A 23411-nucleotide genomic window follows, 5' to 3' on the forward strand; every position below is an offset into this window, starting at 1 on the left:
CGGCATCACCTGTCACCAGATCCACCGACAAAACCTAAAACAACAATGACGAGGCTCGACATGCTCCTGTCACTCACAGGCCGTCACTGGCCGGCCGCCTGTACGCTGGTGCTATCCCTGCTACTTACTGCCTGTGGTGGTGGAGAGGGCAGCGCCCCGGTGATTGCCAACCCGTCAGCGCCTGACAGCCAGGCACCCGCTACGCCCAATTCCCCACCCCCGTCTCCAGAGCCAGAAAGCCCCAAGGCAACCAGTCTGGTATGGCCTGAAGCCTACCAGCGTGAAGCAGACTACCCCGGCACCGTTAATCTGCCGCAACAGCTGATCACCCTCCGTGACGGTATTCGCCTCGCCGCTACGGTAACCCTGCCTGCGGACGAAAACGGCAATGCCATTGACGGCCAGTTTCCGGTCATCGCCACCTTTACCGGTTACAACCAGTTTTATTCCGGGCTGATTCTCTCCGACACCGCACTGGTGCAGAAAGGCTATGCCTACATTACCGTGGACATGCGCGGCACCGGCGCCTCGGAGGGTAGCTGGCAGGCCTTCAGCCAGATTGACCACGACGACATTGCCGAGCTGGTCGAATACATCAAGACCCAGCCCTGGAGCAACGGCACCATCGGCATGAACGGCGCCTCCTACATGGGCATCACCGGCCTGCTGGCTGGCGCCACCGAAGACCCGGCGATTAAGGCCATCTTTGCCGTCGTACCCATGGCCGACGCCTACCGCGATGTGGTGTTCGGCGGCGGTCAGGTGAATGCCGGCTTTATCCCACTGTGGGTGACCCTGGTCACCGGCCTGAGCCTGGTGCCAACGACAGCAGGCTTTGATAACCAGGAACCCGGCTACTTCCTGACCACCCTGCTACAGCACCTGCAAGGCGCCCTCACCGATTTCCAGGTCCCCGTCATTGCCGGCGCCCTGATCGGTGACGAAAACAAGTTCGACACCGAATTCTGGCGTATCCGTTCACCCATCGAGAAGATCGATCAGGTGAGTGCACCCACCTTTGTGGTGGGCGGCCTGCATGACATCTTCCAGCGCGGCGAGCCACTGATCTATGAAGGCCTGAAAGACCACACCAATGCCAAGCTGCTAATCGGCCCCTGGACACATATCGAGGGCTCCTTCGGCGCCGGCTTGCCCGCAGACGGGGTACCGGATCTGGCCAGCCTGCGCCTGGCGTGGTTTGACCACTACCTCAAGGGCATGGAGACCGGTGCCGAGGCCTACCCTCCGGTCACCCAGTACTACAAAGGGGAAGAGCGCTACGTCACCGCCGCCGATTGGCCACACCCCGAAACCCAGGCAGAAACCTTCTATCTGCATGGCAAACCCCTGCTGGCCCAACTGGGCACCATCACCCGGGATGCCCCCGCAGCCAGCTACCAGACCAGCCTTTTACAAACCCCACTCAACGGCCTGTGCTCCGCCAGCGCCAGCCAGTGGACCGCCGGCATCCTGGGCATGATCACCCCGCCCTGCGCCGCACAGGACAACGTGGTCAATCTGCTTGAGGCGGTCTACACCAGTGATCCCCTCACTGAGCCCATGGCCATCAACGGTCCGATCACCGGGCAGATCTGGGCCTCGACCACCGCCTTCGACACCAACGTGACCGTGCGCATCAGCGTGGTGGACGAAAACGGCATCGCCCGGCCCCTGACCCACGGCATCCAGATGGCCTCCATGAGCGCCAATGATCCCCAGCGCGCCCGCTACCTGGATGACAAACTGATCCAGCCCTGGCACCCCTACAGTGCCGAGAGCCAGCGCAACATCAGCCCGCTTACCCCGTACCAGACGGATGTGGAGGTCTTCCCCACCAGCGCCGTCATCGCCGCCGGTGAGCGCTTGCGTGTCAGCGTGGGCGCCAGTGACCTGCCCCACGGCATCAGCCCGCTGCCGGACCTGCTCGCCAGCCTGCTCGGCGCCCTGACGATCTACAGCACCCCGGCCATGCCCTCACGGGTCAACATCCCGCTGGTGCCCATGTCCGCTCTGCAGCCTGGCGATTGAAAGAAGGTTTCACCTCCGGGCACACAGCATTCACTGAGGCAAACCAACAGGTTTCCTCAGTGATCTCTGTGCTGAATCCGCTTTTGATCTTTGCCTGCCGCGTGTTGCGTGAAGCGTGCTGCAGCCGCAGAGCGGCCCCAAAACTGCCTGCTCCCCACACCCCAAAAGCCCCCGGAAACCACTCATCATTTCCTTGCCCCACAGGGGGTGACGGTTATTTTTTCGCCATGTAGAATCGCCGGCCTTTTTTTCGTCATGACGCCCTGGAGCCGCCATGTCTTCCGGCACAGTTCTATCCCCCAAACGCGTACTTTTTCTCTCCCTGGCACTGGCCCTGGGAGGGTTCGGTATCGGTAGTGGCGAGTTCGTCATCATGGGGCTGATCAGCCGGGTGGCCACCGACTTGCAGGTGTCTCCCGCCGACGTGGGCTATGCCATCAGCAGCTATGCGCTGGGGGTGGTACTGGGCGCTCCGGTGATCTCGGCCCTGTCCGCCCGCCTGCCCCGCCGCGCCCTGTTGATCTGCCTGATGCTGGTGTTCGCGGTGGCCAATGTGGCCAGTGCCTTCGCCGCAGATTTTCAGACCTTTGTGGTGCTGCGTTTCCTGGCCGGCCTCCCCCATGGCGCCTACTTTGGCGTGGCTGCCCTGGTGGCGGCCTCTGCGGTGCCCTACCACAAACGGGCCCGGGCCGTTGCGCGGGTCATGAGCGGTCTCACCGTGGCTATTCTGGTGGGCGCCCCCCTGGCCACCTGGGCCGGCAACCTGTTCGGTTGGGAAATTGCCTTCACCGGTGTCGGCGTGATCGCCCTGCTGACCGCTTTCCTGATCTGGTTGTGGGTGCCCCGTCAGGCGGTAGACCCAATGGCCAGCCCGGCAAGGGAACTCTCTGCCCTGTTCAACCAGCAACTACTGTTCACTCTGGGGGTAGCCAGCATCGGCTTCGGCGGCATGTTCGCGGTGTTCAGCTATGTGATGCCCACCCTGACCGAGCAGGCCGGCATGGCGGAACGATGGGGGCCCCTGGTGCTGATGATTTTCGGCATCGGCACCATCATCGGCAATCTGGTCGGCGCGCGACTGGCAGACGGCAATTTGCTGCGTGCCATTCCGCTGATTCTGGGCTGGTGCGTACTGGTGCAGGCAGGGTTTTTCTTCGCTGCCGATCACGTCATCGCCGGCATTGTGTTTGTGGCACTGGTCGGCACCTGCATGGCCATGGGCCCTGCCCTGCAGACCCGCCTGATGGATGTGGCCGGTGACGGGCAGACCATGGCGGCCTCCATGAACCACGCCGCCTTCAATATGGCCAATGCGCTGGGTGCCTGGCTGGCTGGCGTCACCGTCAAGAGCGGCGCAGTCTGGTCCACCACCGGCCTGGTGGGCGCCGCCCTGGCCATCGGCGGCCTGCTGATCTTCTTCGCCGGTCGCAGCCTGAAACAGCGCAAACCGGCAGGCACCAAAACCGCTGCCAGCGCAGAACCGGTGGTCTGACGCCCGCATCAGAAGCAAGGGCATCTGCGCAGCGTTACCCGTTATTTTTTGTTTTGTGGGAGTTTGCTTGCAAACGAAGGTTCCCCCCTCCTTCGCTTGCAAGCAAGCTCCCACAGCAGCCTCGGATCGGCGATAAAAAAGGTTCATCGCAGTTTTGCGCGAAAGCCTGGTTCGATCCTCCTCCCTTCCCGCAAGAGCGCCGCGGCGCGATTCCAGCGCTTTACTTCGCCCGGGTGAAATCGATGTCTGGTGTGAGATTCAGCTTGCTGAACGAAGATTCTGGTAGCGTGCCCTGGTCTGCATCAGCATTCGTTCAGCAAGCTGAACTTCCCACACAAGCAGCAAAGCCAGTTTTACCACAGAGGTCGCAGAGATCACGGAGTTAAAACAATCGCTTTCCTCCATGATCTCCGTGATCTCTGTGGTGAAAACGTTTTTGATCCTGGTCTGAAATCGCGCCGCCAACGACGCTTGTATGTTTGAATGCCTCTCCTGCAATGATGCAGGACTTGCCGGGGTGGAGGGACCAACGACGCATCTGACCTCAGGGTACAGACGGTAGGAGACTTGGCCCCACCCCGCACCTATTCATACGCCGATAAAGAATCCATCGGCTGAGTTGCACCTCAGACCGACGATACCAGCAAGCCAGCGTTTAGGTGCGCCCCGACAAGCATGTGTAACCTAGCTCAAGGGGCAGTTCAGTGGCAATGCAAGTAGCAAGATCTATCGTCGGCATCGACGTCGCCAAGGCCGAGTTGGTCATTCATTTCCAGGGCCAGACGTTCACCATCGAGAACACCCCCAAAGCCATTAAACACTGGCTCAAGAGCCTGCCATGCTCCTGTGAGATCGCCATTGAGGCCACAGGGACTTACCACATGGCAGTCATCGAGTTGGCCCATGCCAAAGGGCACCACATTTACGTCATTGATGCTTCACGTCTCAGCAGCTACCGCAAGGGAACAGGCGGCCGAGCTAAAACAGACGCCTCTGACGCCCAGCTGCTTGCCCGCCATCTGCAGAGAGAGAAGGAGGATCTGCGCCGTTGGAGCCCGCCGCCCAAGGCGTATCGAACACTGCAGACACTGCTACGCCGCCGCGCGGCGCTGATCAAGGCGCGAACCATGATCCAACAGAGCCTGGGTGGCGAAAAGATTCTCAAGGCGAGCCTGACAAGGCTGATCTCACAGATCAACAGTCTGGATACACTAATCCAGAAGCATCTTCGCAACACCGTAAGAGAGGCAGGGCTCTGCGATCAGGTACAACGCTGCAAATCTCTGGAAGGTGTGGGCGATCTGACGGCTTACGCCTTGGTCATGGCCTTCCTGCGAGGAGACTTCCGCAACAGCGACGCCTTCGTCGCCTTCCTGGGGATGGATGTCCATGTAAAGGACTCCGGCACCAGAACGGGAAAACGCAAGCTGACCAAAAAAGGCGACTCAGAGACCCGCAGACTGCTTTACTGTGCGGCCATGGCCGCTCGTAAAAGCGCCCGCTGGGCGGGTGTCTACCAAGGTTATCTCGACCGTGGCCTGGCGAAAACGCAGGCCCTGGTCATCCTCGCACGTAAGCTGGTCCGTATCGCCTTCGCGCTGATGAAGAGCCGTACTGACTACGTATCTATGCCTGCCTCATAAAAGGGGTGGACAACATAGAATCTCCTACGGAAAGGTGGGGCTTTCCCGGAAATCCGCGATGAACCAAAAAAAGGCCGCACAAAGGTGCGGCCAAGCGACCTGTGCCAGGGGGCAACAGGTTATCGGCATTCACAACACGTCATGGATCAACCGTTAACGGCAGAACCCGCATGATGGAATCAGCAGAAAAATGTGTGGGGTGGTGAGGCAATACGGGGCGTGTGCCCGTTTTTAAGACAGGTCATGATGAGCTCTCCCAAGTCCTTTTGTTCGCTCCCGGCCCGCTTGTAATACGTATATTTGTCAGGCCGTTCGTTATCTTGTTGTGTTTCCAGGCATTGTTATATGCAGGGTTGCGCGTAAACACAATCCCTGGTTTACGGCTACTGGCCAGACGGTCGATTTCAACGGGTTTCCGGTTGAAACGCCGGCACGAATGGCCTTCATTGATTTCGAGGATGCGCCGCTTGCCGGTGACAAACCGTGATCCGCCTCACACTCAACAAAACCCAACAAAGAATATCCCTTCGGTTACCTGCGGAATGCCGCAAACCCGCGGCAATAACCCCACCTGCGCCGCTGGCTGCTACCTAGAAGCTACGAGCTGTGAGAAAAGTCAAAATCGAGAGCAGAGGGAAGAAAAACAATATTGGGGACATCTTGCGGATTTAGGCTTCTTTCATTCCGGGGCAGAATAGCCCTGCCTGGGCCTCAGCACCTCAAGGCTGCTGCGGCCCGGGTTTTAGCGTCAGGCATCTGGCATCCAGCGTCGAGCGTCCACTCATCTCACCCCGGCAGACAGCGACTCCGGTTGCACAAACTGGCCGGTGACCGGGAAGCGCACGGTAACCAGCAAGCCACCGTGGGGGTGGTTGGCCAGGGACATCTCGCCGTGGTGCATGTCCACAATCCGTTTCACGATGGCCAGCCCCAGACCACTGCCACTGAGGGTGCGCGCCTTCTCTCCCCGGGAGAACGGCTGCAACAGCAGCGGCATGTCCTCTTCCTTCACGCCCTTGCCATGGTCACGCAGAGTCAGCACCACCACGTTGTCCTGCACTGCGGTACGGATCTCCACCGGAGACGCGCCGTACTTGAGCGCATTGCCGATCAGGTTGGCCAGCATACGTTTGACTGTGAGGCGCTTGAGCATCATGCGGGGCAGATCATCCAGCTGGAACCGCAATTGTTCTGCCGGGTACTTGCCCGCCACTTCCTGAATCAGGCCATTGAGGTTCTCAAAGTCCGGGGTTTCATCAGCACCGTCACGAATGAAGGCAATGAACTGATCGAGGATGGCATCCATGTCCTCGATATCCTCGATGATCCCCCCGGCCAGCTCCTCATCCTGCATGAATTCCGCAGACAGCCGCAGTCGGGTCAGGGGAGTGCGCAGATCATGGGAGACCCCCGCCAGCAACAGGGCGCGATCACGCTGGGCCTGTTGCAGATCGCTGGTCATGCGGTTGAAGGCCGCATTCACCGCCTGGATTTCTTCCGGCCCGAGGGTGGTATCCAGCACGGGCACCGCTTCACCGCGCCCCACTTTCAGCGCCACCCTGGCCAGCCGTCGCAGCGGCAGGTTGAGCCCCCGCGCAATCAGCAGACCACCAATGATGGCAAGCAACGGTACCGTCACCCCCCATCCCAACAGCAGATAACGGTCGTAATCGCGGAAGAACTCCATGGGCACCCGCAGCCAGTTCCCCTGAAACGAAGGCGCACTCACCCACAGGACAGGCTGACGGTTATCCTCCAGTCGCACCGTCACCGGCTCTTCCAGCATTTGCTCCAGCTCTTCCCGGAAACGGCTGACCACTGGCTGTGACAACAGCATGGTTCCCTGATGAAGATTGCTTGGAGTGGCCACTTCAATGCTGGTGGCACCGGCCAGACGGCCAGCCAGCCGGGCATCCTCTTCCCCGTTTTCGTTGAATGCCAATTCCGCCTGCAGCACGGTCAGGCGTGCGTATTCACGAATGCCGGGCAGATAGGCATTGCGCGCAAAAAACCACAGGGTCAACGCCTGGCTGATACCAATGACCAGACCGACAACAATGGCAGAACGGACAAAGGCCGTGCGGGGATAGAATTTCATGAATAGATCGCCAGAGGCTGGACGCCTGACGCCCGACGCTGAAAAGAACGCCCGGTTTCAGGCGTCGTGCATCCGGCGTCCTGCGTCATGCGTTCAATCAGGCACAAACACATAACCCACCCCCCATACCGTCTGCACGTAGCGGGGTTTGGAGGGGTCGTCTTCCAGCAGGCGGCGCAGGCGGGAAACCTGAACATCAATGGAGCGCTCCATGGCGGACCATTCCCGGCCCCGAGCCAGACTCATCAGCTTGTCACGGGTGAGTGGCTCGCGGGGGTTCTGCACCAGCGCCTTGAGCACTGCGAATTCGCCAGTGGTCAGCCCCTGCGGGTCGCCATCACGGGTCAGCGTGCGGTTGGCCAGATCCAGGGTCCAGGGACCGAAGCTGACCTGGCCCTCTTCCTTGCTGGGCGCCCCCGGCAGCTCCCGCACATGACGACGCAATACGGCACGGATGCGCGCATCCAGTTCCTTGGGATTGAAAGGTTTGGGCAAATAATCATCCGCCCCCGCATCCAGACCTTCGATGCGCTCGGCATCATCGCCCTTGGCCGTGAGCATGATGATCGGCAGGGCATTGTCGGCGTCACGCAGTCGGCGACAGATGGACAAGCCATCTTCCCCGGGCAGCATCAGGTCCAGTACCATCAATGAGTAGATTTCACGGGACAGGGCGCGGTCCATCTGTTCGGCATCCGCCACCGCCTTGACGGCATACCCCGCCTCTTCCAGAAAGCGCTGCAACAGGCTGCGCAGGCGGGCATCATCATCGACGACGAGAATCTTGTCTTGTTGTTCGCTCACTGGACCTCCCTGGGAAACAGCTCTTGCGCAGAGGAGCAAAATGACAAAGAGCAGATCAAGACGTGCTCCTGCGGCCAAGATTTACGTATTATGCTGCGAACGTGCAAGAAAATGGCATGACAAGATTGTTTGCAAACATTGCCGAAGCGGGCACCCGGCCATCACTGGGACCTCTGGGCAGAGCCTGACAGAGCCGCTACAGTTCAGAGCCTGAAAATTATTATCAAAAAGGGACGCAACCTTGCGAGAGCGCCTGAAACAGATTCCCCCGGTCCCCCGTGTCATTCTTGGCACCCTTGCCGCCATTATCCTGCTGTCGGTGTTCAAGCCAGCAGCAGACACCCGTGACATCAGCGATCATCACGACCGGGTTCGCTTCGTGCTGGCCGAACCCGCCGCCCACTCGCCGCAAATCCAGTTGTTCGGCCGGGTCCAGTCCCCCCGTGCCGCCAGTCTGACCGCCGTGGTCACCGCCAATGTGGCCGACATCCCGGTGCGTGCCGGCAACCGTGTCAACGAAGGCGACCTGCTGATCCAGCTGGACGACACCGAAGCCGCCCTGGCACGGGATCGGGCCCGGGCCGCCCGTGACGAAGCCCGCGCCCAGCTGGAGACCACCCGGCTGCGCTACGATAGCGACAAGCAGAACCTGGCCCTGGAAAAGAAACTGGCGCAGCTGGCCAACAACAACCTGGAACGCCTGCAATCCCTGCGCGGCAAGAACCTGGTCTCACAGACCCAGCTCGACCAGGCTGAGGAAGCCAAGGCCAGAGCGGACCTGTCGCTGGCCCAGCGCCAGCTCAGCGTCAATGATTACCGCAACGAACTGGCCCGGATGGAAGCCCGGCTGGCCAGCAGTGAAGCCCAGCTCAAACAGGCCGACATCGACCTGAGCCGTACCCGGGTAGAAGCGCCCTTTGATGGCACCGTGACCAATCTGGCGGTGGCGCCCGGTGAGCGGGTACGCCCGGGCGAGCCGCTGGTTAGCCTGTTTGCCAATACCGACCTGGAAGTGCGAGCCCAGATCCCCAACCGTCACCTGCCCGCGGTCCGTGATGGCCTGGTGGAAAAAGCACTCACCGCCACCACAGTGCTGGAAGGCCAGACGCTGGCACTCAAACTCAAACGGCTGGCCGGTGACGCCGCCGATGCCCGGGGCGGCATTGATGGCCTGTTCGAGTTTGTGGACGGGGCACCGGCGGCGGCGCTGGGCCGGCCGATCACCATTACCCTCACCCTGCCCAGCCGGGATCAGCTGCTGGCCCTGCCGGCCACCGCCCTGCACGGCCTCAACCGTCTGTATCGCATCGATGACGAAAACCGACTGCAGCGGGTGGATGCCGAGATCGTGGGGGAAGCCATCAGCGGAGAGCAGCCACTGCTGTTGCTGCGAGCACCGGATCTTGCCGAGGGCGACAGGGTCATGACCACCCAGTTACCCCAGGCCATTGTCGGCCTGCCGGTGGACGCCCGCCCGGCCCCCGGCAGCAATGCGGACACCGACAGCTCACCCTCGGCGCAGGAGATAGAGGGTGAGTGAGTCCGGCAGCCTGATCGCCAGCTTTACCGGCCACAAGGTGGCCGCCAACCTGCTGATGCTGTTGATGCTGATGCTGGGGCTGCTGGGGTTGAACCGGCTCAACACCCAGATGTTTCCGAACTTCGAGTTCGATTACGTCAGCGTTACGGTGCCCTGGCGAGGCGCCAGCCCGGAGGACGTACAACGCTCCATTACCATCCCCATCGAGCAGGCCCTCAAGACCCTGCCCAACACCAAGAAACTGATTGCCCGCTCCCAGCAGGGGGCCGCCGCCATTTTTATCGAACTGGAGGCGGGCTCTGATCTGGGGCTGGCGCTGGACGAAGTCCGCCAGCGCATTGATTCCATCCGCAACCTCCCCCAGGACGCCGAACGACCGGTGATCCAGAAGATCACCCGCTACTCGCTGGTCACCAGTATCCTGCTCACCTCCGAGCAGGGCAGCCTGGAAGAGTTGCGCCATCTGGCCCGGGAAATGGAGGATGAGCTGCTGGCCATGGGGGTCGGCAAGGTGGAGTTTTCCGGCATGCCGGAAGAGGAAATGGCCATCCAGGTGCCCTCCGGCACGCTCCACGACCTGCGCATGACCCTGGGCGACATTGCCAACCGGGTGCGCAGTTTCAGCCAGGACACCCCCGCCGGCACCGTGGGCCGAGATGACGCGGCCAAGCAGCTACGCGCCCTGGGCCAGCGACGTGACGAGAAGGCCTTTGCGGAACTGCCCCTGATCACCACCGCCGACGGTCAGCAACTGACCCTGGGCGACGTGGCCTTTATTGAACGACGCCCCCGCGACGACCAGCCCACCCTGACATGGCAGGGCGACCCGGCCATTGAGTTGCAGGCCATGCGCGGCGAAGACGACGACATGCTCGAGCTGGCAGACAAGATTCTCAGCTGGGGCCATGCTCGCCAGGCCTCCCTGCCGGAAGGGGTCACCCTGACCTTCCACTCCCAGGCCTGGAAACTGGTGGAAGACCGTATTTCCACACTGCTGTGGAACGGCATCTCCGGCCTGGTCCTGGTCATTCTTACCCTCTATTTTTTCCTTAACGCCCGGGTGGCCTGGTGGGTCACCGTGGGCATCCCGGTATCGTTCATGGCTACACTGGGGCTGCTGTGGATGTTCGGCGGCACCATCAACATGATCAGCCTGTTCGGCCTGATTCTCGCCCTCGGCCTGATCGTGGATGATGCCATTGTGGTCGGCGAAGATACCCTCACTCATTTGCAGCAGGGGGAATCCGCCCACCGGGCGGCCCTGGGCGGAGCCCGGCGCATGTTCTGGCCAGTGGTCGCCTCCTCCACCACCACCATGGCCGCCTTCCTGCCGCTGGGCATGATGAGTGGCGCCATGGGCAAGATCGCGTTCGACATCCCCTTCGTGATGATCTGCGTGATCATGGCCTCGCTGCTGGAATGCTTTCTGGTATTGCCCGGTCACCTGCATCACAGCTTCCGCGGCCTGCAGATCAAGACTGGCGGCCTGCGCCAACGCATCGATACCGGCTTCAACCGGATTCGCGACGAAAAATTCCGCCCCCTGGTGCACTGGGCGGTGCGCAACCGGCACCTGGTCAGCGTGTCTGCGATCTGCGCCTTTGTGCTGGCTCTGGCGGTGGTGGCCACCGGCTGGCTCAAATTCACCTTCTTCCCGCCGGTGGACGGTGACCAGATACGTGCCATTGCCCAGTTCACCTCCGGCACCGATCAAACCCGGGTCGACCAGTTTCTGGATCATCTGGAAGAAACCCTCTATATCACCAACGAAGAGCTGGGCGGACACCTGGTGCTCACCTCGATCATGCACCATGGCGCCGCCTCCGGCTTCCCCAACCCGGGCGGCGCCCAGAACAAGAGCGGCGACGAATACGGCACCCTGATGGTCGAGGTCTATACCGGACCCGACCGGGAAATCAGCAACGACACCTTCATCCAGCACTGGCGCGACAAGGTGGTGCTGCCCGCAGGCCTGGAGCAGCTTCTTATTGCCCAGCCGGAGGCCGGCCCACCGGGCAAGCCCATCGAGATCAAGCTGACCGGCAACGACGCACCCGTCCTCAAGGAAGCCTCCATGGCCCTGCAGGAACGGCTGCGGGAGTTTTCCGGGGTCAGCAATGTGGATGATGACCTGCCCTACGGGAAGGAACAGCTCACCTTCGAACTCACCCCCCTGGGGCGCTCACTGGGACTGTCACTCAATGATGTGGCCGGGCAACTGCGCTCCGCCTTCGACGGTAACCTGGCGCAGCTCTACAACGAGCAGGACGAGGAAATCGAGGTCCGGGTCATGCTGCCGGACAACGAACGCCGTCGCTTCAGTGCCATTGAGCGCCTTCCCATCATTACTCCCCAGGGCGATGCGGTTCCCCTGCGCGATGTGGTCAGCTTTGACGCCCGCAAAGGGGTGGATCTGCTGCGCCGGGTGGATGGCGAAATGGCCGTCACCGTGTATGCGGATCTGGACCCGGAACAGGGCAACGCCAACGCCATCATCGAGGACCTGAAAGCCGGCACCCTGCCCGGCCTTCAGGCCCGCTACGGGGTGGGCGTGGGCTACGAAGGCAAGCTGCAGGAACAGGCTGACAACATGCGTGACATGGCCACCGGCGCCCTGCTCGGTCTGGCCATCATCTACATTGTGCTGGCCTGGGTATTCAGCTCCTATTCCTGGCCGCTGGCCATCATGACCGCCATCTTCTTCGGTCTCACCGGCGCCGTGATCGGGCATCTGCTTACCGCTCCCTTCGGCATCAAGTTTTCCATGTTCTCGGCCATGGGGCTGTTCGGCCTGTCCGGGATCATCGTCAATGATTCCATCGTGCTGGTCAGTTTCTACAAGCAACTGATTGCCGAGGGGATGGACCGTTTCGACGCCATTGTGGAGGCCTGTGTACGACGTCTGCGCGCGGTGCTGCTCACCTCCATCACCACGGTGGCCGGCCTGACGCCTATCCTGTTCGAGACCTCCCTGCAGGCCCAGTTCCTCAAGCCCATGGCCGTGAGTCTGGTATTCGGCCTGCTGTTCGGCACCGCCCTGATCCTGCTGGTGGTGCCATCCATGCTGATGATCATCGAGGAACAGCGGGATCGCGTGCAGGGACTGAGTCACCATTTCGCCCCCGGCAACTGGGGCACCCTGGCACAACGGCTGTGGCGGTTTGACCCGCAGCACTACCGCCAACAACCCGGCCCGCAAGGGTTGGGCGGGCACCTCTGGTGGGTCATGCTGCTCGGACCCTTATTGCTGCTGAAACTGCTCGGCCTGCTCCCGCCCCTTATCGAGGCGGGCAAGGCCGGTCAGTGGCTGGTGGCCATCCCCGTTGGGGGAATCTGGCTGGCCATGACCGCCTTCGGCGCCCTGTTCCTGTGGCAGCTTTTCACGCGCAGACACACGGCTCCTGCCAGCGCTCGTCGCTGGCTGCTGCTCACCGGTATCGGCGGTCTGCTGATCGCCATCCTGGCCCCCTGGGCCGGCGACACCGGTTCCGAGCTGGCGGCGTCCTACTGGGCCCTGGCCAACAGCACCCTGTGGTATGGCCTGATCATGTTGCCACTACTGTTCTGGACCCGCCGCAGCGCCAGCACCCTGACGAGATAGAAACGAGCTACAACGCGGAAAGGGGCTTTGCCACACAGCCCCTCAACCTGTAGCCGCTGTGGGAGCCAGCCTGCAAGCGATCTGGGCCTTGGCGAGGTCAGAGGCCTGGCGGACACACAATCGCTGAAAGAATGGATTTACCACAGCAATTCCAGAGTGGGGATTATCCCCCTACTCTCGACTTTTTGTGGGGAGCGTGCTTGCACGCGAAACCTTTTCCCTCAGTGAACGCTGTGACCTCTGTGGCAAAAAAGCCTTTAATCCAGACCTGATGCGCGGGCATAGCGGCAAACGAATGGCACCCACCTGCTCCGCGTTGCAGCTTGCAGCTGCTTTAGGCGACATTTTGCGTCACAATGCCTGCCCAAATTCGACAGATTACCCGCCGTCATTCAGCTGATATGATGGTGAATTGATCGCACTGCATGACCATAACAAGACAGGCCACCACAGCGGATGGCCGGGTTTCAGGAGAGCACGATGGCAAAAATCCTTGTAGTGGATGACTCCCCCACGCAACTCACCAACCTGGTGAAGATTGTGGAAGGCCAGGGCCACAGCGTGGTGACCGCCACCAACGGCATGGAAGGCGTAGACAAGGCACGCGAGGAACAGCCTGATCTGATTCTGATGGATGTGGTGATGCCGGAACTGAACGGCTTCCAGGCTACCCGCAAGATCACCCGTGATCCCAACACCGAGGCCATCCCGGTGATTCTGGTCACCACCAAGGACCAGGAAACCGACAAGGTATGGGGCGAGCGCCAGGGCGCCTTTGGTTATGTGGTCAAACCGCCGGTGGAGGCGGAGCTGGTGGCCATGATCAACAAGGCACTGGGATAACTCCCGGCGCCGCCAGATCCAAGCCACAGCAGCCCATACAAGTCAATCTGTTAACGACCGGCATCATTCCCTATGATTCCGGTCGTTTTCGTTTTTGAAGAACGCTTGCACGCGGCACGCTGATACGCCGGCACTGCAGGCATGCAAGCCAGGAATCAACATGCGTAGTATTGAACAGATCATCGCCGAGGAAATCGGCTGTCAGGTACAACAAGTCAACGCCGCCGTCGGCCTGCTCGACGAAGGTGCCACTGTCCCCTTTATTGCCCGTTACCGCAAAGAGGTAACCGGCGGGCTGGATGACACCCAACTGCGGAATCTGGAAGAGCGGCTGCGCTACCTGCGCGAGATGGAAGAACGCCGCGAGGCCATCCTGAAGAGCATCGCCGAGCAGGAAAAGCTCACTCCCGAGCTGGAGAAGGCCATCAAGGCGGCCGACACCAAGACCCGACTGGAAGATCTCTACCTGCCCTACAAGCCCAAGCGTCGCACCCGTGCCCAGATCGCCCGGGAAGCCGGCCTCGAGCCACTGGCCGACAGCCTGCTCAATGATCCCACCCAGGATCCGGAAGCACTGGCCGGCGGCTACCTGAACGAAGATCACAAGATCGCCTCCGCCAAGGACGCCCTGGACGGGGCCAAGCAGATCCTCATGGAGCGTTTTGCCGAAGACGCCGAGCTGCTTACCCGCCTGCGTACCTACCTGTGGGACAAGGCCCACATCCAGGCCAAGGTGGCCGACGGCAAGGAAAAGGACGGCGCCAAATTCAGCGACTACTTCGATCACAGCGAAGCTCTCAAGGACATCCCCAGCCACCGCGCCCTGGCCCTGTTCCGTGGCCGCAATGAAGGCATCCTGCATGTCTCCATGGTGCTGCCGGAAGAACTGGAAACCGCGATCCCGCATCCCTGCGAGTCCATGGTCACCGCCGTGTCTGGCTGGAACCACGAAGGCCGCGCCGCCGATGACTGGCTCAAGGAAGTGATGCGCTGGACCTGGAAGATCAAGCTCAACACCCACCTGGAAACCGAACTGCTGGGCCGCGTGCGCGAGCTGGGCGAAGAAGAGGCCATCCAGGTATTTGCCCGCAACCTGAAGAGCCTGCTGATGGCCTCCCCGGCCGGCCCCAAGTGCACCATGGGCCTCGATCCGGGCCTGCGTACCGGGGTGAAGGTGGTGGTGGTGGACCCCACCGGCAAGCTGCTGGAGCACACCACCATCTTCCCGCACCAGCCGAAGAATCAGTGGGACCAGTCCCTGTCCGTACTGGCCGCCCTGTGCATGAAGCACAAGGTGGAACTGATCGCCATCGGCAACGGTACCGCCAGCCGCGAAACCGACAAGCTGGCCGGTGAAGTGGTCAAGGCCAGCAAGGGCAACATCCAGAAGATCATGGTCTCCGAAGCGGGCGCCTCGGTGTACTCCGCCTCCGAAACCGCGGCCCGGGAATTCCCTGATCTGGATGTATCCTTCCGTGGCGCCGTGTCCATCGCCCGTCGTCTGCAGGACCCGCTGGCCGAGCTGGTGAAAATCGATCCGAAGGCCATCGGGGTAGGCCAGTACCAGCATGACGTGAGCCAGGTGAAACTGTCCCGCTCCCTGGATGCGGTGGTGGAAGACTGTGTGAACTCCGTGGGCGTGGACGTGAACACCGCCAGCGCCCCGCTGCTGTCCCGCATTGCCGGCCTCAACAGCACCATCGCCGGCAACATCGTCACCTTCCGGGAAAAGAACGGCGCCTTTGGCAGCCGTGACGACCTCAAGCAGGTGCCGCGCCTGGGCGACAAGACCTTTGAACAGGCCGCCGGGTTCCTGCGCATCATGAACGGCGCCAACCCGCTGGATGGCTCCTCGGTGCACCCGGAAGCCTACCCGGTGGTGGAAAAGATCGCCGCCCAGCACGAGCGACCGCTCAAGGAAGTGATCGGTGACGTGCCCTTCCTGAAGAAGGTCAATGCCGCCGACTTCATCGATGACAGCTTCGGCCTGCCCACCGTCACCGACATCCTCAGCGAACTGGAAAAACCCGGTCGTGATCCTCGCCCGGAATTCAAGGCGGCGGTGTTCAAGGAAGGGGTGGAAACCCTCAAGGACCTGAAGCCCTCCATGATCCTGGAAGGCACGGTAACCAACGTGACCAACTTCGGCGCCTTCGTGGACATCGGTGTTCACCAGGACGGTCTGGTGCATGTGTCCGCGCTGTCCGACAAGTTCGTTGAAGATCCGCACACCGTGGTCAAGCCCGGCGACATCGTCAAGGTGAAGGTGCTGGAGGTGGATCTGGACCGCAAACGCATCAGCCTGACCATGCGCATGGACGACCAGCCCCAGGAAAAGGCCGCCGGCCAACGTCCTGCCGGCGCCCGCCCTGGTGGCGGCCAGCGCCGCGGCGGAGGCAACAAGCCCCAGCGCGGTGGCGGTCAGCCGCAACAGGGCGGCGGCACCTTTGCCGACCTGTTCGCCAAGGCCAAGGAAGATCAGAAGAAGGGCAAAAAACGCCTGTAGCCTTTAACTTCACGCACCCGGGCGCTGACTTCCCAGCGTCACGGGATTGCCCCATGATTGTCGGATTACCGTCACACCCGCCGCCGGCACGACCCGGCGGCCCGGACCGGGCCCAGCCATGAAACAACTGGAACAGCGAATCCACGCCCTGCTCGATGCCAATGCCGCCGCCACCCTGGCCGGCATCCGTCGCGGTATCGAGAAGGAAAGTCTGCGCATCACCACCGATGGCACCCTGGCGCAGACGCCACATCCTACGGCCCTGGGCTCCGCCCTGACGCACCCCTACATCACCACGGATTATTCCGAGGCGCTGCTGGAATTCATTACCCCGCCCACCACCGAAGTCCACAAGCCGCTGGCCTTTTTGGAACAGCTGCACCGCTATGTGTACAGCCACATCGGTGACGAAGTGCTGTGGGTGAATTCCATGCCCTGCATGATCAGCAAGGACAGCGATGTACCCGTAGCCCAGTACGGCAACTCCAATGTTGGCCGCATGAAGACCATCTACCGGGAAGGGCTGGGGCACCGTTACGGTCGCAAGATGCAGACTATCGCCGGCATCCACTACAACTTTTCCTATCCGGAAACGTTCTGGCAGCTGCACCAGCAACTGGAAGGAGACGACGCGCCGCTGCAGACCTACATCTCGCGCCGCTACTTCGACCTGACCCGCAACTTCCAGCGCTACTCCTGGTTGCTGGTCTACCTGTTCGGCGCCTCTCCAGCGCTGTGCAAATCCTTCCTGGCCGGTCGCGAGCACCAGCTGGACACCTTCGACCACACCCTCTACAAGCCTTTCGCCACCAGCCTGCGCATGAGTGATCTGGGTTACCAGAACAATGCCCAATCCTCACTGGCGATCAGCTACAACAATCTGGATGAATACGTCGAGACCCTGACCCACGCCATCAAGACCCCGGAAGCAGCCTACGAGCGATTCGGCGTGAAAAATGCGGCCGGTAATTACCAGCAGCTCAACGCCAACATCCTGCAGATCGAGAACGAGTACTACTCCTCCATCCGCCCCAAGCGCACCATCAACTCCGGCGAACGTCCCACCACCGCCTTGCAGAAGCGCGGCGTGGAATACATCGAGATCCGTGCCCTGGATCTGAACCCGTTCGAACCGGTGGGTATCAACCAGCAGGAAATCCGCTTCCTGGACCTGTTTGCCACCTACTGTCTGCTGATGGAATCTCCCCAGCTGGAGGCCTGTGACCTCAACGCCAGCAAGTCCAACCTGCAGAAAGTGGTCTATGAAGGCCGCAACACCAGCGTTGAACTGTGCCGCTGGGGCAAGGCCGTCAGCCTGAAGGACTGGGCCACGGAAAAACTGGAACAGATGCAGCCCATCGCCGAGCTGTTCGACCGCGCCCATGGCGGAAACGATTACGCCAACGCGCTGGCACGTCAGCAGGAAAAAGTGTCCACTCCGGACGCCACCCCTTCCGCCCGCATCCTGGAAAAACTGGAAGGTCGCGAGCAGAGTTTCTTCCAGTTCGCCATGAACCAGGCCCTCGCCCACCGCGATCACTTCCTTTCCCGCCAACGCTGCGACGACACCAACGCCAGACTGGAACAGCTGGCGGCCAGCAGTCTGGAAGAGCAGGCCACCCTCGACCAGACCGAGGAACCCTCCTTCGAGGAGTACCTGGCGGATTATTTCAGGGATTGATGTGACGCCTGACGCCTGACGCCTTTTTGCGTCGGTACAACCCTCGCTATACCCCGCCGTAGGAGCGAGCCTGCTCGCGATCCGAGCCTAAGCGAGGTAAGGATTCCAGAGACGAGTTTCGAAGATCAAAAACTTGGGCCAGGCACGCGATTTGGGGTTTTGCCTTTCGAAACTCACAACTCATCGCCTCGTTGTCGCCGGTTCGCTCAGGCAAGCTGAGTCTCCTACAGCAGGCCATGCCATTTAAGAGTCGCCGAACTCAACGATCTGGAAGGCGTTTCCGTTCTTCAAAAAACCAGAGAACTATTCCGGTTTTCCCGATCCAATCCACCGGGCCCGTAGCGTAATCCAAACCTGCGTCACACACTCCGTGACCATTCGTACACGTTGTTGCACTTTGCCTGCGCTTCTCAACAAAAATGCGCATTGTCTCCCTATGCAATTCCCGTCGTGGTGCTAGTCTCAACGGAACCAAGCCGGGAGACTCAGGATGACCCCGAACCAGCAACAGCGAGAAAAAGCGTACAACCAGGGGTGCATGTGGGGGCTCGGAGGGGGCGACAGCAATCGCTGCCCTTACACCGCCGAAGACCCACTCACCGAATGGTGGTTCCAGGGCTGGGAAGCCGGCATTGATGCCTGGAACGAACGCAATTTGAAAGACAGCCAGATCCGTCAGGCCTGAATCCCTCCGGCCTCACACCGGGTCGCCGGCTTTGGCCACCTGGGCACAACGGCAATCCCCAACGGCCCCCTTGTCGTTATAGCCTTGCCGCCACCCACGCTTTTCCCTACCCTTCCGGCGTCAACGAACGAAAGAGCCCACCATGACGTCCATGATCCCTGCTCCGCGACTACTCAATCTGCTTGCCCTGCTCGGCTGTATTGTGGCCATGGCGGGCGCCCTTTATCTGCAACATGTGGACGGTCTTGAACCCTGTCCCTTGTGTATTTTTCAGCGCGTGGGCGTGATGGCCGCGGCGCTGGTGCTGCTGGTGGCGGTCCTGCATGGCCCCAAACGGGTGGGCATACGGGTGTATGCCGTTCTCACCGCGCTGGCGTCCATGGGTGGCGGGGCCATCTCCATTCGCCATATCTGGCTGCAGAGCCTGCCCGCTGACGAAGTCCCTGCCTGCGGGCCGGGCCTGGAATACATGCTGGATGTGTTTCCCCTGCAGAATGTGGTGCAGCAGGTGTTGGCCGGCTCCGGGGAATGTGCCGAACTGGACTGGAGCTTCCTCGGTCTGAGCCTGCCGGCCTGGACGCTGGTGGTCTTCTCCGGCCTGCTGCTGGTAGCCCTGATCCAGCTGTTCCGCCCATTGCCCCGCTGACAGCAACATGATCGATGGCCTGCTGATCCTGCTGTTTTTCCAATTCCTCGGTGAGGTGCTCATTCGCCTTACCGGGCTGCCTTTGCCTGCCCCGGTGTTGGGCATGGTACTGCTGCTGATCGCTCTGCTGCTGAACGCGCCGTTCACCCAGCGCGTCGCCACCGCGGCAGGCACCCTGATCAAGCACATCAGCCTGCTGATCTTCCCGTTGGGTGTGGGCATCGTGCTGCAGTGGGACCGCTATCAGGAAAACGCTCTGGCGCTGGTGGTGGCCGTGGTGGGCGGCACCATCGTCAGCCTGATCCTGGTCACCCTGATGCTGAAATTGCTGATGGGCGGCAAGCACCGGGAAAAGGAGGACGGCCATGGACACTGATCTGCAAGGTCTGGCCGGGCTGGTGCACACGCCCCTGTTTGGCATTCTCCTCACCCTGGCCAGCTACCAGTTCGCCCTGTGGGTGTACGGCAAAAGCAACAGCCTGCCCCTGTTCCACCCCTTCCTGGTGGCCTCCATTCCGGTTATCGTGGTGCTGCCACTGGTGGGCGTGGATTATGAGGAATACCGGCAACAGACCAGCCTGATCGCCTTCCTGCTTGGCCCCGCTACCGTGGCCCTGGCCTGGCCCCTCTATCGTCAGCTGCATACCGTGCGCAGCGTGCTGACACCGCTCATCATCGCCACCCTGATTGGCGCCTTTATCGCCGCGGCCATTTCCGTAGGCCTGGCCTGGTGGCTGGGTGCCCCCGAAGACGTAATTGCCTCCCTGGCCCCCAAATCCATCACCACCCCCATCGCTGTGGAAGTGGTCAAATCCACCGGCGGCTCGGAATCCCTGGTGGCCGGCGCCGTGGCCATCACCGGCATCGTCGGCGCCCTGGCTGCCGGCCCGATATACCGCCTGCTCAAGGTGAAGGATGACCGCATCCGCGGCTTTGCGCTGGGCCTGGTGGCCCATGCCATCGGCACGGCGCGCGCCTTTGAATATGGCGAGAAAGCCGGTGCCTTCAGCGGGCTGGCGCTGGGCCTGTGTGGCCTGGTCACGGCCCTCGCGCTGCCCTGGATCTGGCCCTGGATTGCCGGCCTGCTGTCCTGAACTCTGTGCCCGGGCAGGCGCAAAAAAACATGTCGTTATGAAAAATCCGTCTTTAGCGGCAAGTTACTGACCACCCACCCTTTTTTTTCACACACATGACCGTTCCGCGATGACGCCCCATTCTGCCCATTGCGGCGCCCCGCTCGATCATCCTAGTCTCGAAAACCCGTAGGGAAACACGGCAGACAAGGAGGACACCCATGGCGAGCACCTCACCCAGCGCCATCGCACAATGGCAACGCATTGAAACCCTGGTCAAGGCCTGGCTGGATGAACGCCAGCAACTGATTGTGTTGTTATGCACCCTGCAGGGCATTCGCGGGCTTGGCAACCAACAGCCGCAACACAAACAGCTGCAGCGGTTTTGCGAATTGCTGATGGATTACATCAGCGCCGGCTACTTCGAGGTCTACCGCGAACTGGTCAATGAGGCACGGCACTTCCAGCGCGAAAACCCCGCCCTGACCCATCACATCCTTCGCCAGCTGGATAATTCCACTGACGAGGCCCTGGCCTTCAATGCCGACTTTGACAACCCGGCTCATATCGCCGAACACCAGGACCAGCTACCCCAGCGCATCAGCCACCTGATGCAAAGTCTGGAAGAGCGTTTTGCTCTGGAGGATCAACTGATCCTCAGCATTCACCAGCAGGAACCGCCGCTGCGCCAGGCAATGCATTGAGGGAACGCGTCACGCTTCACGCAACAGGCAACACGCGAAAAACCGAAAAACATGTCCCCAAGCGATCATTCAGCCCTGTAGGAGCCCAGCTCGCCTGGGCGAACCGAGCGCAGTGAGGCGACCGAAGGGAGGATGTTTTTCTGGGATCTGTCGCGGTTTGCCCCTGTTCTACTTTAAGCTCGAAACACGTCTCTGGAATCCTTACCTCGCTCAGGCTCGGATCGCGAGCAGGCTCGTTATTCGCTGCGCTCACCCTTCGGGCCAGCCTGCGGCTGTTACCTCCGTTGCACTCCGGTTCCCACAGCAGCTCCGTAGAAACGCACAACCTTGGGAACTTTATTGGTTTTCCCAATCCAAGCGTAGCTTGTAGCTTGTAGCTTGTAGCTTGTAGCTTGTAGCTTGTAGCTTGTAGCTTGTAGCTCGTAGCTCATAACTCATAGCTGAAGCTTACCAACGCCCGCCCCCGTCGCCTTGCCCCGAGTCGCCACCACAGCAGTCCCAGACAACGAATCGCCTCGCGATCATCCGCCTGTTGGGCCAGAGCCTGCTGCGCCAGGCGCAAGGCCTGACGCAGCAGTTGATCGGCATGACCAGGCTGTTCCCGGGTGGCGATCAGCAGGGCATGGATGATGACGTGCACCGCACGCTTCATGAGCTCGCCTCATCCGCCAGTGACGTTTTCTGCTGCCCACGGCCTCCAGCAAAGCCATACCAATCCAGCTTGCGGGTCACCAGCATCACCGCCGACAGGGCAGAGAACAGCAACAAGGCGCCCAACAACAAGGCGTAATCTTCCGCCATCAGGATGCCGTAAATCAGTCCCTGCACCAGCAGCAGGCTGCCGGCGAATCCCCATCCGGAAGCGGGTGAGCGCATCACCGCCACCAGGTACACGCCAATCAACGCACAGCACGACAAGGCCGCAGCCAGATAGGCCCAGACGAAGTCGATATGCTCACTGAGCGCCACCAGCAGCAGATAGAACATGGCCAGTGCCAGCCCCACCAGCAGGTACTGCATGGCATGCAACGGATATCGGCGCAGCACCTCGAACAGGAAAAAGGCGGCAAAGGTGAGCCCCACAATCAGAAAGGAATACTTCAATGCCCGCTCACTGGACAGCAGCCCCGTCACCGGCTGCACCAGACGTACCCGCAGGGCCTGATCCGGCTCGTTGCACAGTCCGTTACCCTGCGCACAATGAATCGCACTGGCGGCGGCCAGACTGTTGGTGCGCCACTGGCTGGTAAAACCGTCCCCGCCCACCTCTCTTTCCACCGGCAATACCAGCCCTTCAAAACTGGGATGGGGCCAGTCTGCCCGCAGCGCCATGCGTGTTTCCTTGGCCAGCGGCAGGGTGGCCAGGGACTCGGTGCCATTCAGGTTAAGGCGCACCTTCACAGTAAAAGCACCCTGAATATTTGGCGGCAGCTTCACCGCCACCGCACTGTCACCCAGGCTGGAGGGCAGCTGTTCGGTTTCCACCAACGGCAACGCCACATCGTTGACAAAAATCTGCGGCCGTTCCACCAGGCCTCGCAGGTCGGCGATCTGCATGACTAATAAAGGCGCCTGCGACGACACCACCTGTTCCGGCTGTTTGGCCTGCCGCCAGCTGGCCGGGAACACCGCCTCCAGCTGCATCAGACTGCGATACACCGGCGAGCCATAAATACCGCGGTAACGCATGCTGGTCTGCAGCTCCCCATCAATGCTGAGCGTGTCCGGGATGGCGCTCTCCAGCACCTGCCGGTGGCGCTCCACACGGCAATCCTTTGGTGCCTCACAATCAGATTTTTCCGCCAGATAACGACGCACCCGCGGCACCACCAGCAAAGGCCCGCTGACCATCTGCTCACCACTCACCTGGCGGGCGATCTCGTTTTTCACCCGCCAGGCCTCATTACTGCGGTCACGCACCTTGCCCTGGATCATCATCAACGGCACCACCAGCACCAGCATCAGACCGGCGATGGTGAGCATTTTCAAAAACAGACTGTTTCGCATGGTTCCTCTCCCTCAATGGTTGGGGAAAGAATGCCGGCGGAATGGGAGGGTTTTGTGGGG

The 23411-nt window shown here is 61.1% G+C and carries 17 protein-coding genes; 13 read left to right on the forward strand and 4 right to left on the reverse strand.

What is annotated here, in order from left to right; translation table 11 throughout:
* The first annotated feature begins 60 nt into the window (after positions 1 to 60).
* The 3 genes from HF945_RS14040 to HF945_RS14050 all read left to right on the forward strand — a co-directional run bounded on the left by HF945_RS14040 (position 61) and on the right by HF945_RS14050 (position 5163).
* On the forward strand, positions 61 to 2028 hold the full coding sequence (locus tag HF945_RS14040; RefSeq protein WP_290523191.1) for a CocE/NonD family hydrolase: 1968 nt from the start codon (positions 61 to 63) through the stop codon (positions 2026 to 2028).
* Between the two features lie 274 nt (positions 2029 to 2302).
* Entirely contained in the window at positions 2303 to 3520 is a 1218-nt protein-coding gene (locus HF945_RS14045; protein ID WP_290523192.1) for an MFS transporter, read from the forward strand.
* 710 nt (positions 3521 to 4230) lie between these two features.
* The gene (locus HF945_RS14050; protein WP_290525365.1) at positions 4231 to 5163 is read left to right on the forward strand and encodes an IS110 family transposase; all 933 of its coding nucleotides are present in this window, start codon (positions 4231 to 4233) and stop codon (positions 5161 to 5163) included.
* 781 nt (positions 5164 to 5944) lie between these two features.
* On the opposite strand, the gene HF945_RS14055 is transcribed toward HF945_RS14050, so the two are convergent.
* Both HF945_RS14055 and ompR read right to left on the reverse strand, forming a co-directional pair.
* A complete protein-coding gene (locus HF945_RS14055) occupies positions 5945 to 7261 on the reverse strand; it encodes an ATP-binding protein (protein WP_290523193.1) in 1317 nt (438 codons plus the stop codon).
* Positions 7262 to 7354: 93 nt separating this feature from the next.
* Positions 7355 to 8065 (reverse strand): two-component system response regulator OmpR, encoded by a 711-nt coding sequence (gene ompR, locus HF945_RS14060; RefSeq protein WP_290523194.1) that lies wholly within the window; start codon positions 8063 to 8065, stop codon positions 7355 to 7357.
* A gap of 241 nt (positions 8066 to 8306) precedes the next feature.
* Between ompR and HF945_RS14065 the strand changes: the two genes are divergently transcribed.
* The 10 genes from HF945_RS14065 to rsd all read left to right on the forward strand — a co-directional run bounded on the left by HF945_RS14065 (position 8307) and on the right by rsd (position 21344).
* On the forward strand, positions 8307 to 9605 hold the full coding sequence (locus HF945_RS14065) for an HlyD family efflux transporter periplasmic adaptor subunit (protein WP_290523195.1): 1299 nt from the start codon (positions 8307 to 8309) through the stop codon (positions 9603 to 9605).
* Positions 9598 to 13206 carry an efflux RND transporter permease subunit gene (locus HF945_RS14070; RefSeq protein WP_290523196.1) on the forward strand — a complete coding sequence of 1203 codons (3609 nt, stop codon included), beginning with the start codon at positions 9598 to 9600 and terminating at the stop codon, positions 13204 to 13206. The genes HF945_RS14065 and HF945_RS14070 overlap by 8 nt, the downstream gene beginning before the upstream one ends.
* 480 nt (positions 13207 to 13686) lie before the next feature.
* Entirely contained in the window at positions 13687 to 14049 is a 363-nt protein-coding gene (locus tag HF945_RS14075) for a response regulator (RefSeq protein ID WP_290523197.1), read from the forward strand.
* A 160-nt stretch (positions 14050 to 14209) separates the two neighbouring features.
* Positions 14210 to 16555 (forward strand): Tex family protein, encoded by a 2346-nt coding sequence (locus tag HF945_RS14080; protein ID WP_290523198.1) that lies wholly within the window; start codon positions 14210 to 14212, stop codon positions 16553 to 16555.
* 118 nt (positions 16556 to 16673) lie between these two features.
* Positions 16674 to 18236 (forward strand): glutamate--cysteine ligase, encoded by a 1563-nt coding sequence (gene gshA / locus HF945_RS14085; protein ID WP_290523199.1) that lies wholly within the window; start codon positions 16674 to 16676, stop codon positions 18234 to 18236.
* A gap of 490 nt (positions 18237 to 18726) precedes the next feature.
* Positions 18727 to 18921 carry a ribosome modulation factor gene (locus tag HF945_RS14090; RefSeq protein WP_290523200.1) on the forward strand — a complete coding sequence of 65 codons (195 nt, stop codon included), beginning with the start codon at positions 18727 to 18729 and terminating at the stop codon, positions 18919 to 18921.
* Positions 18922 to 19063: 142 nt separating this feature from the next.
* Positions 19064 to 19567: a disulfide bond formation protein B gene (locus HF945_RS14095; RefSeq protein ID WP_290523201.1), complete on the forward strand. Its 504-nt coding sequence runs from the start codon at positions 19064 to 19066 to the stop codon at positions 19565 to 19567.
* A 7-nt stretch (positions 19568 to 19574) separates the two neighbouring features.
* On the forward strand, positions 19575 to 19943 hold the full coding sequence (locus HF945_RS14100) for a CidA/LrgA family protein (RefSeq protein ID WP_290523202.1): 369 nt from the start codon (positions 19575 to 19577) through the stop codon (positions 19941 to 19943).
* Positions 19933 to 20661 carry an LrgB family protein gene (locus HF945_RS14105; RefSeq protein WP_290523203.1) on the forward strand — a complete coding sequence of 243 codons (729 nt, stop codon included), beginning with the start codon at positions 19933 to 19935 and terminating at the stop codon, positions 20659 to 20661. The genes HF945_RS14100 and HF945_RS14105 overlap by 11 nt, the downstream gene beginning before the upstream one ends.
* Positions 20662 to 20861: 200 nt before the next feature.
* Positions 20862 to 21344: a sigma D regulator gene (rsd, locus tag HF945_RS14110; RefSeq protein ID WP_290523204.1), complete on the forward strand. Its 483-nt coding sequence runs from the start codon at positions 20862 to 20864 to the stop codon at positions 21342 to 21344.
* A gap of 427 nt (positions 21345 to 21771) precedes the next feature.
* On the opposite strand, the gene HF945_RS14115 is transcribed toward rsd, so the two are convergent.
* Both HF945_RS14115 and creD read right to left on the reverse strand, forming a co-directional pair.
* Entirely contained in the window at positions 21772 to 21996 is a 225-nt protein-coding gene (locus HF945_RS14115; protein WP_290523205.1) for a hypothetical protein, read from the reverse strand.
* The gene (creD, locus tag HF945_RS14120) at positions 21993 to 23351 is read right to left on the reverse strand and encodes a cell envelope integrity protein CreD (protein WP_290523206.1); all 1359 of its coding nucleotides are present in this window, start codon (positions 23349 to 23351) and stop codon (positions 21993 to 21995) included. Before creD ends, HF945_RS14115 begins: the two co-directional genes overlap by 4 nt.
* Between the last annotated feature and the right edge of the window lie 60 nt (positions 23352 to 23411).

Source organism: Alcanivorax sp., assembly GCF_017794965.1.
GTDB lineage: Bacteria > Pseudomonadota > Gammaproteobacteria > Pseudomonadales > Alcanivoracaceae > Alcanivorax.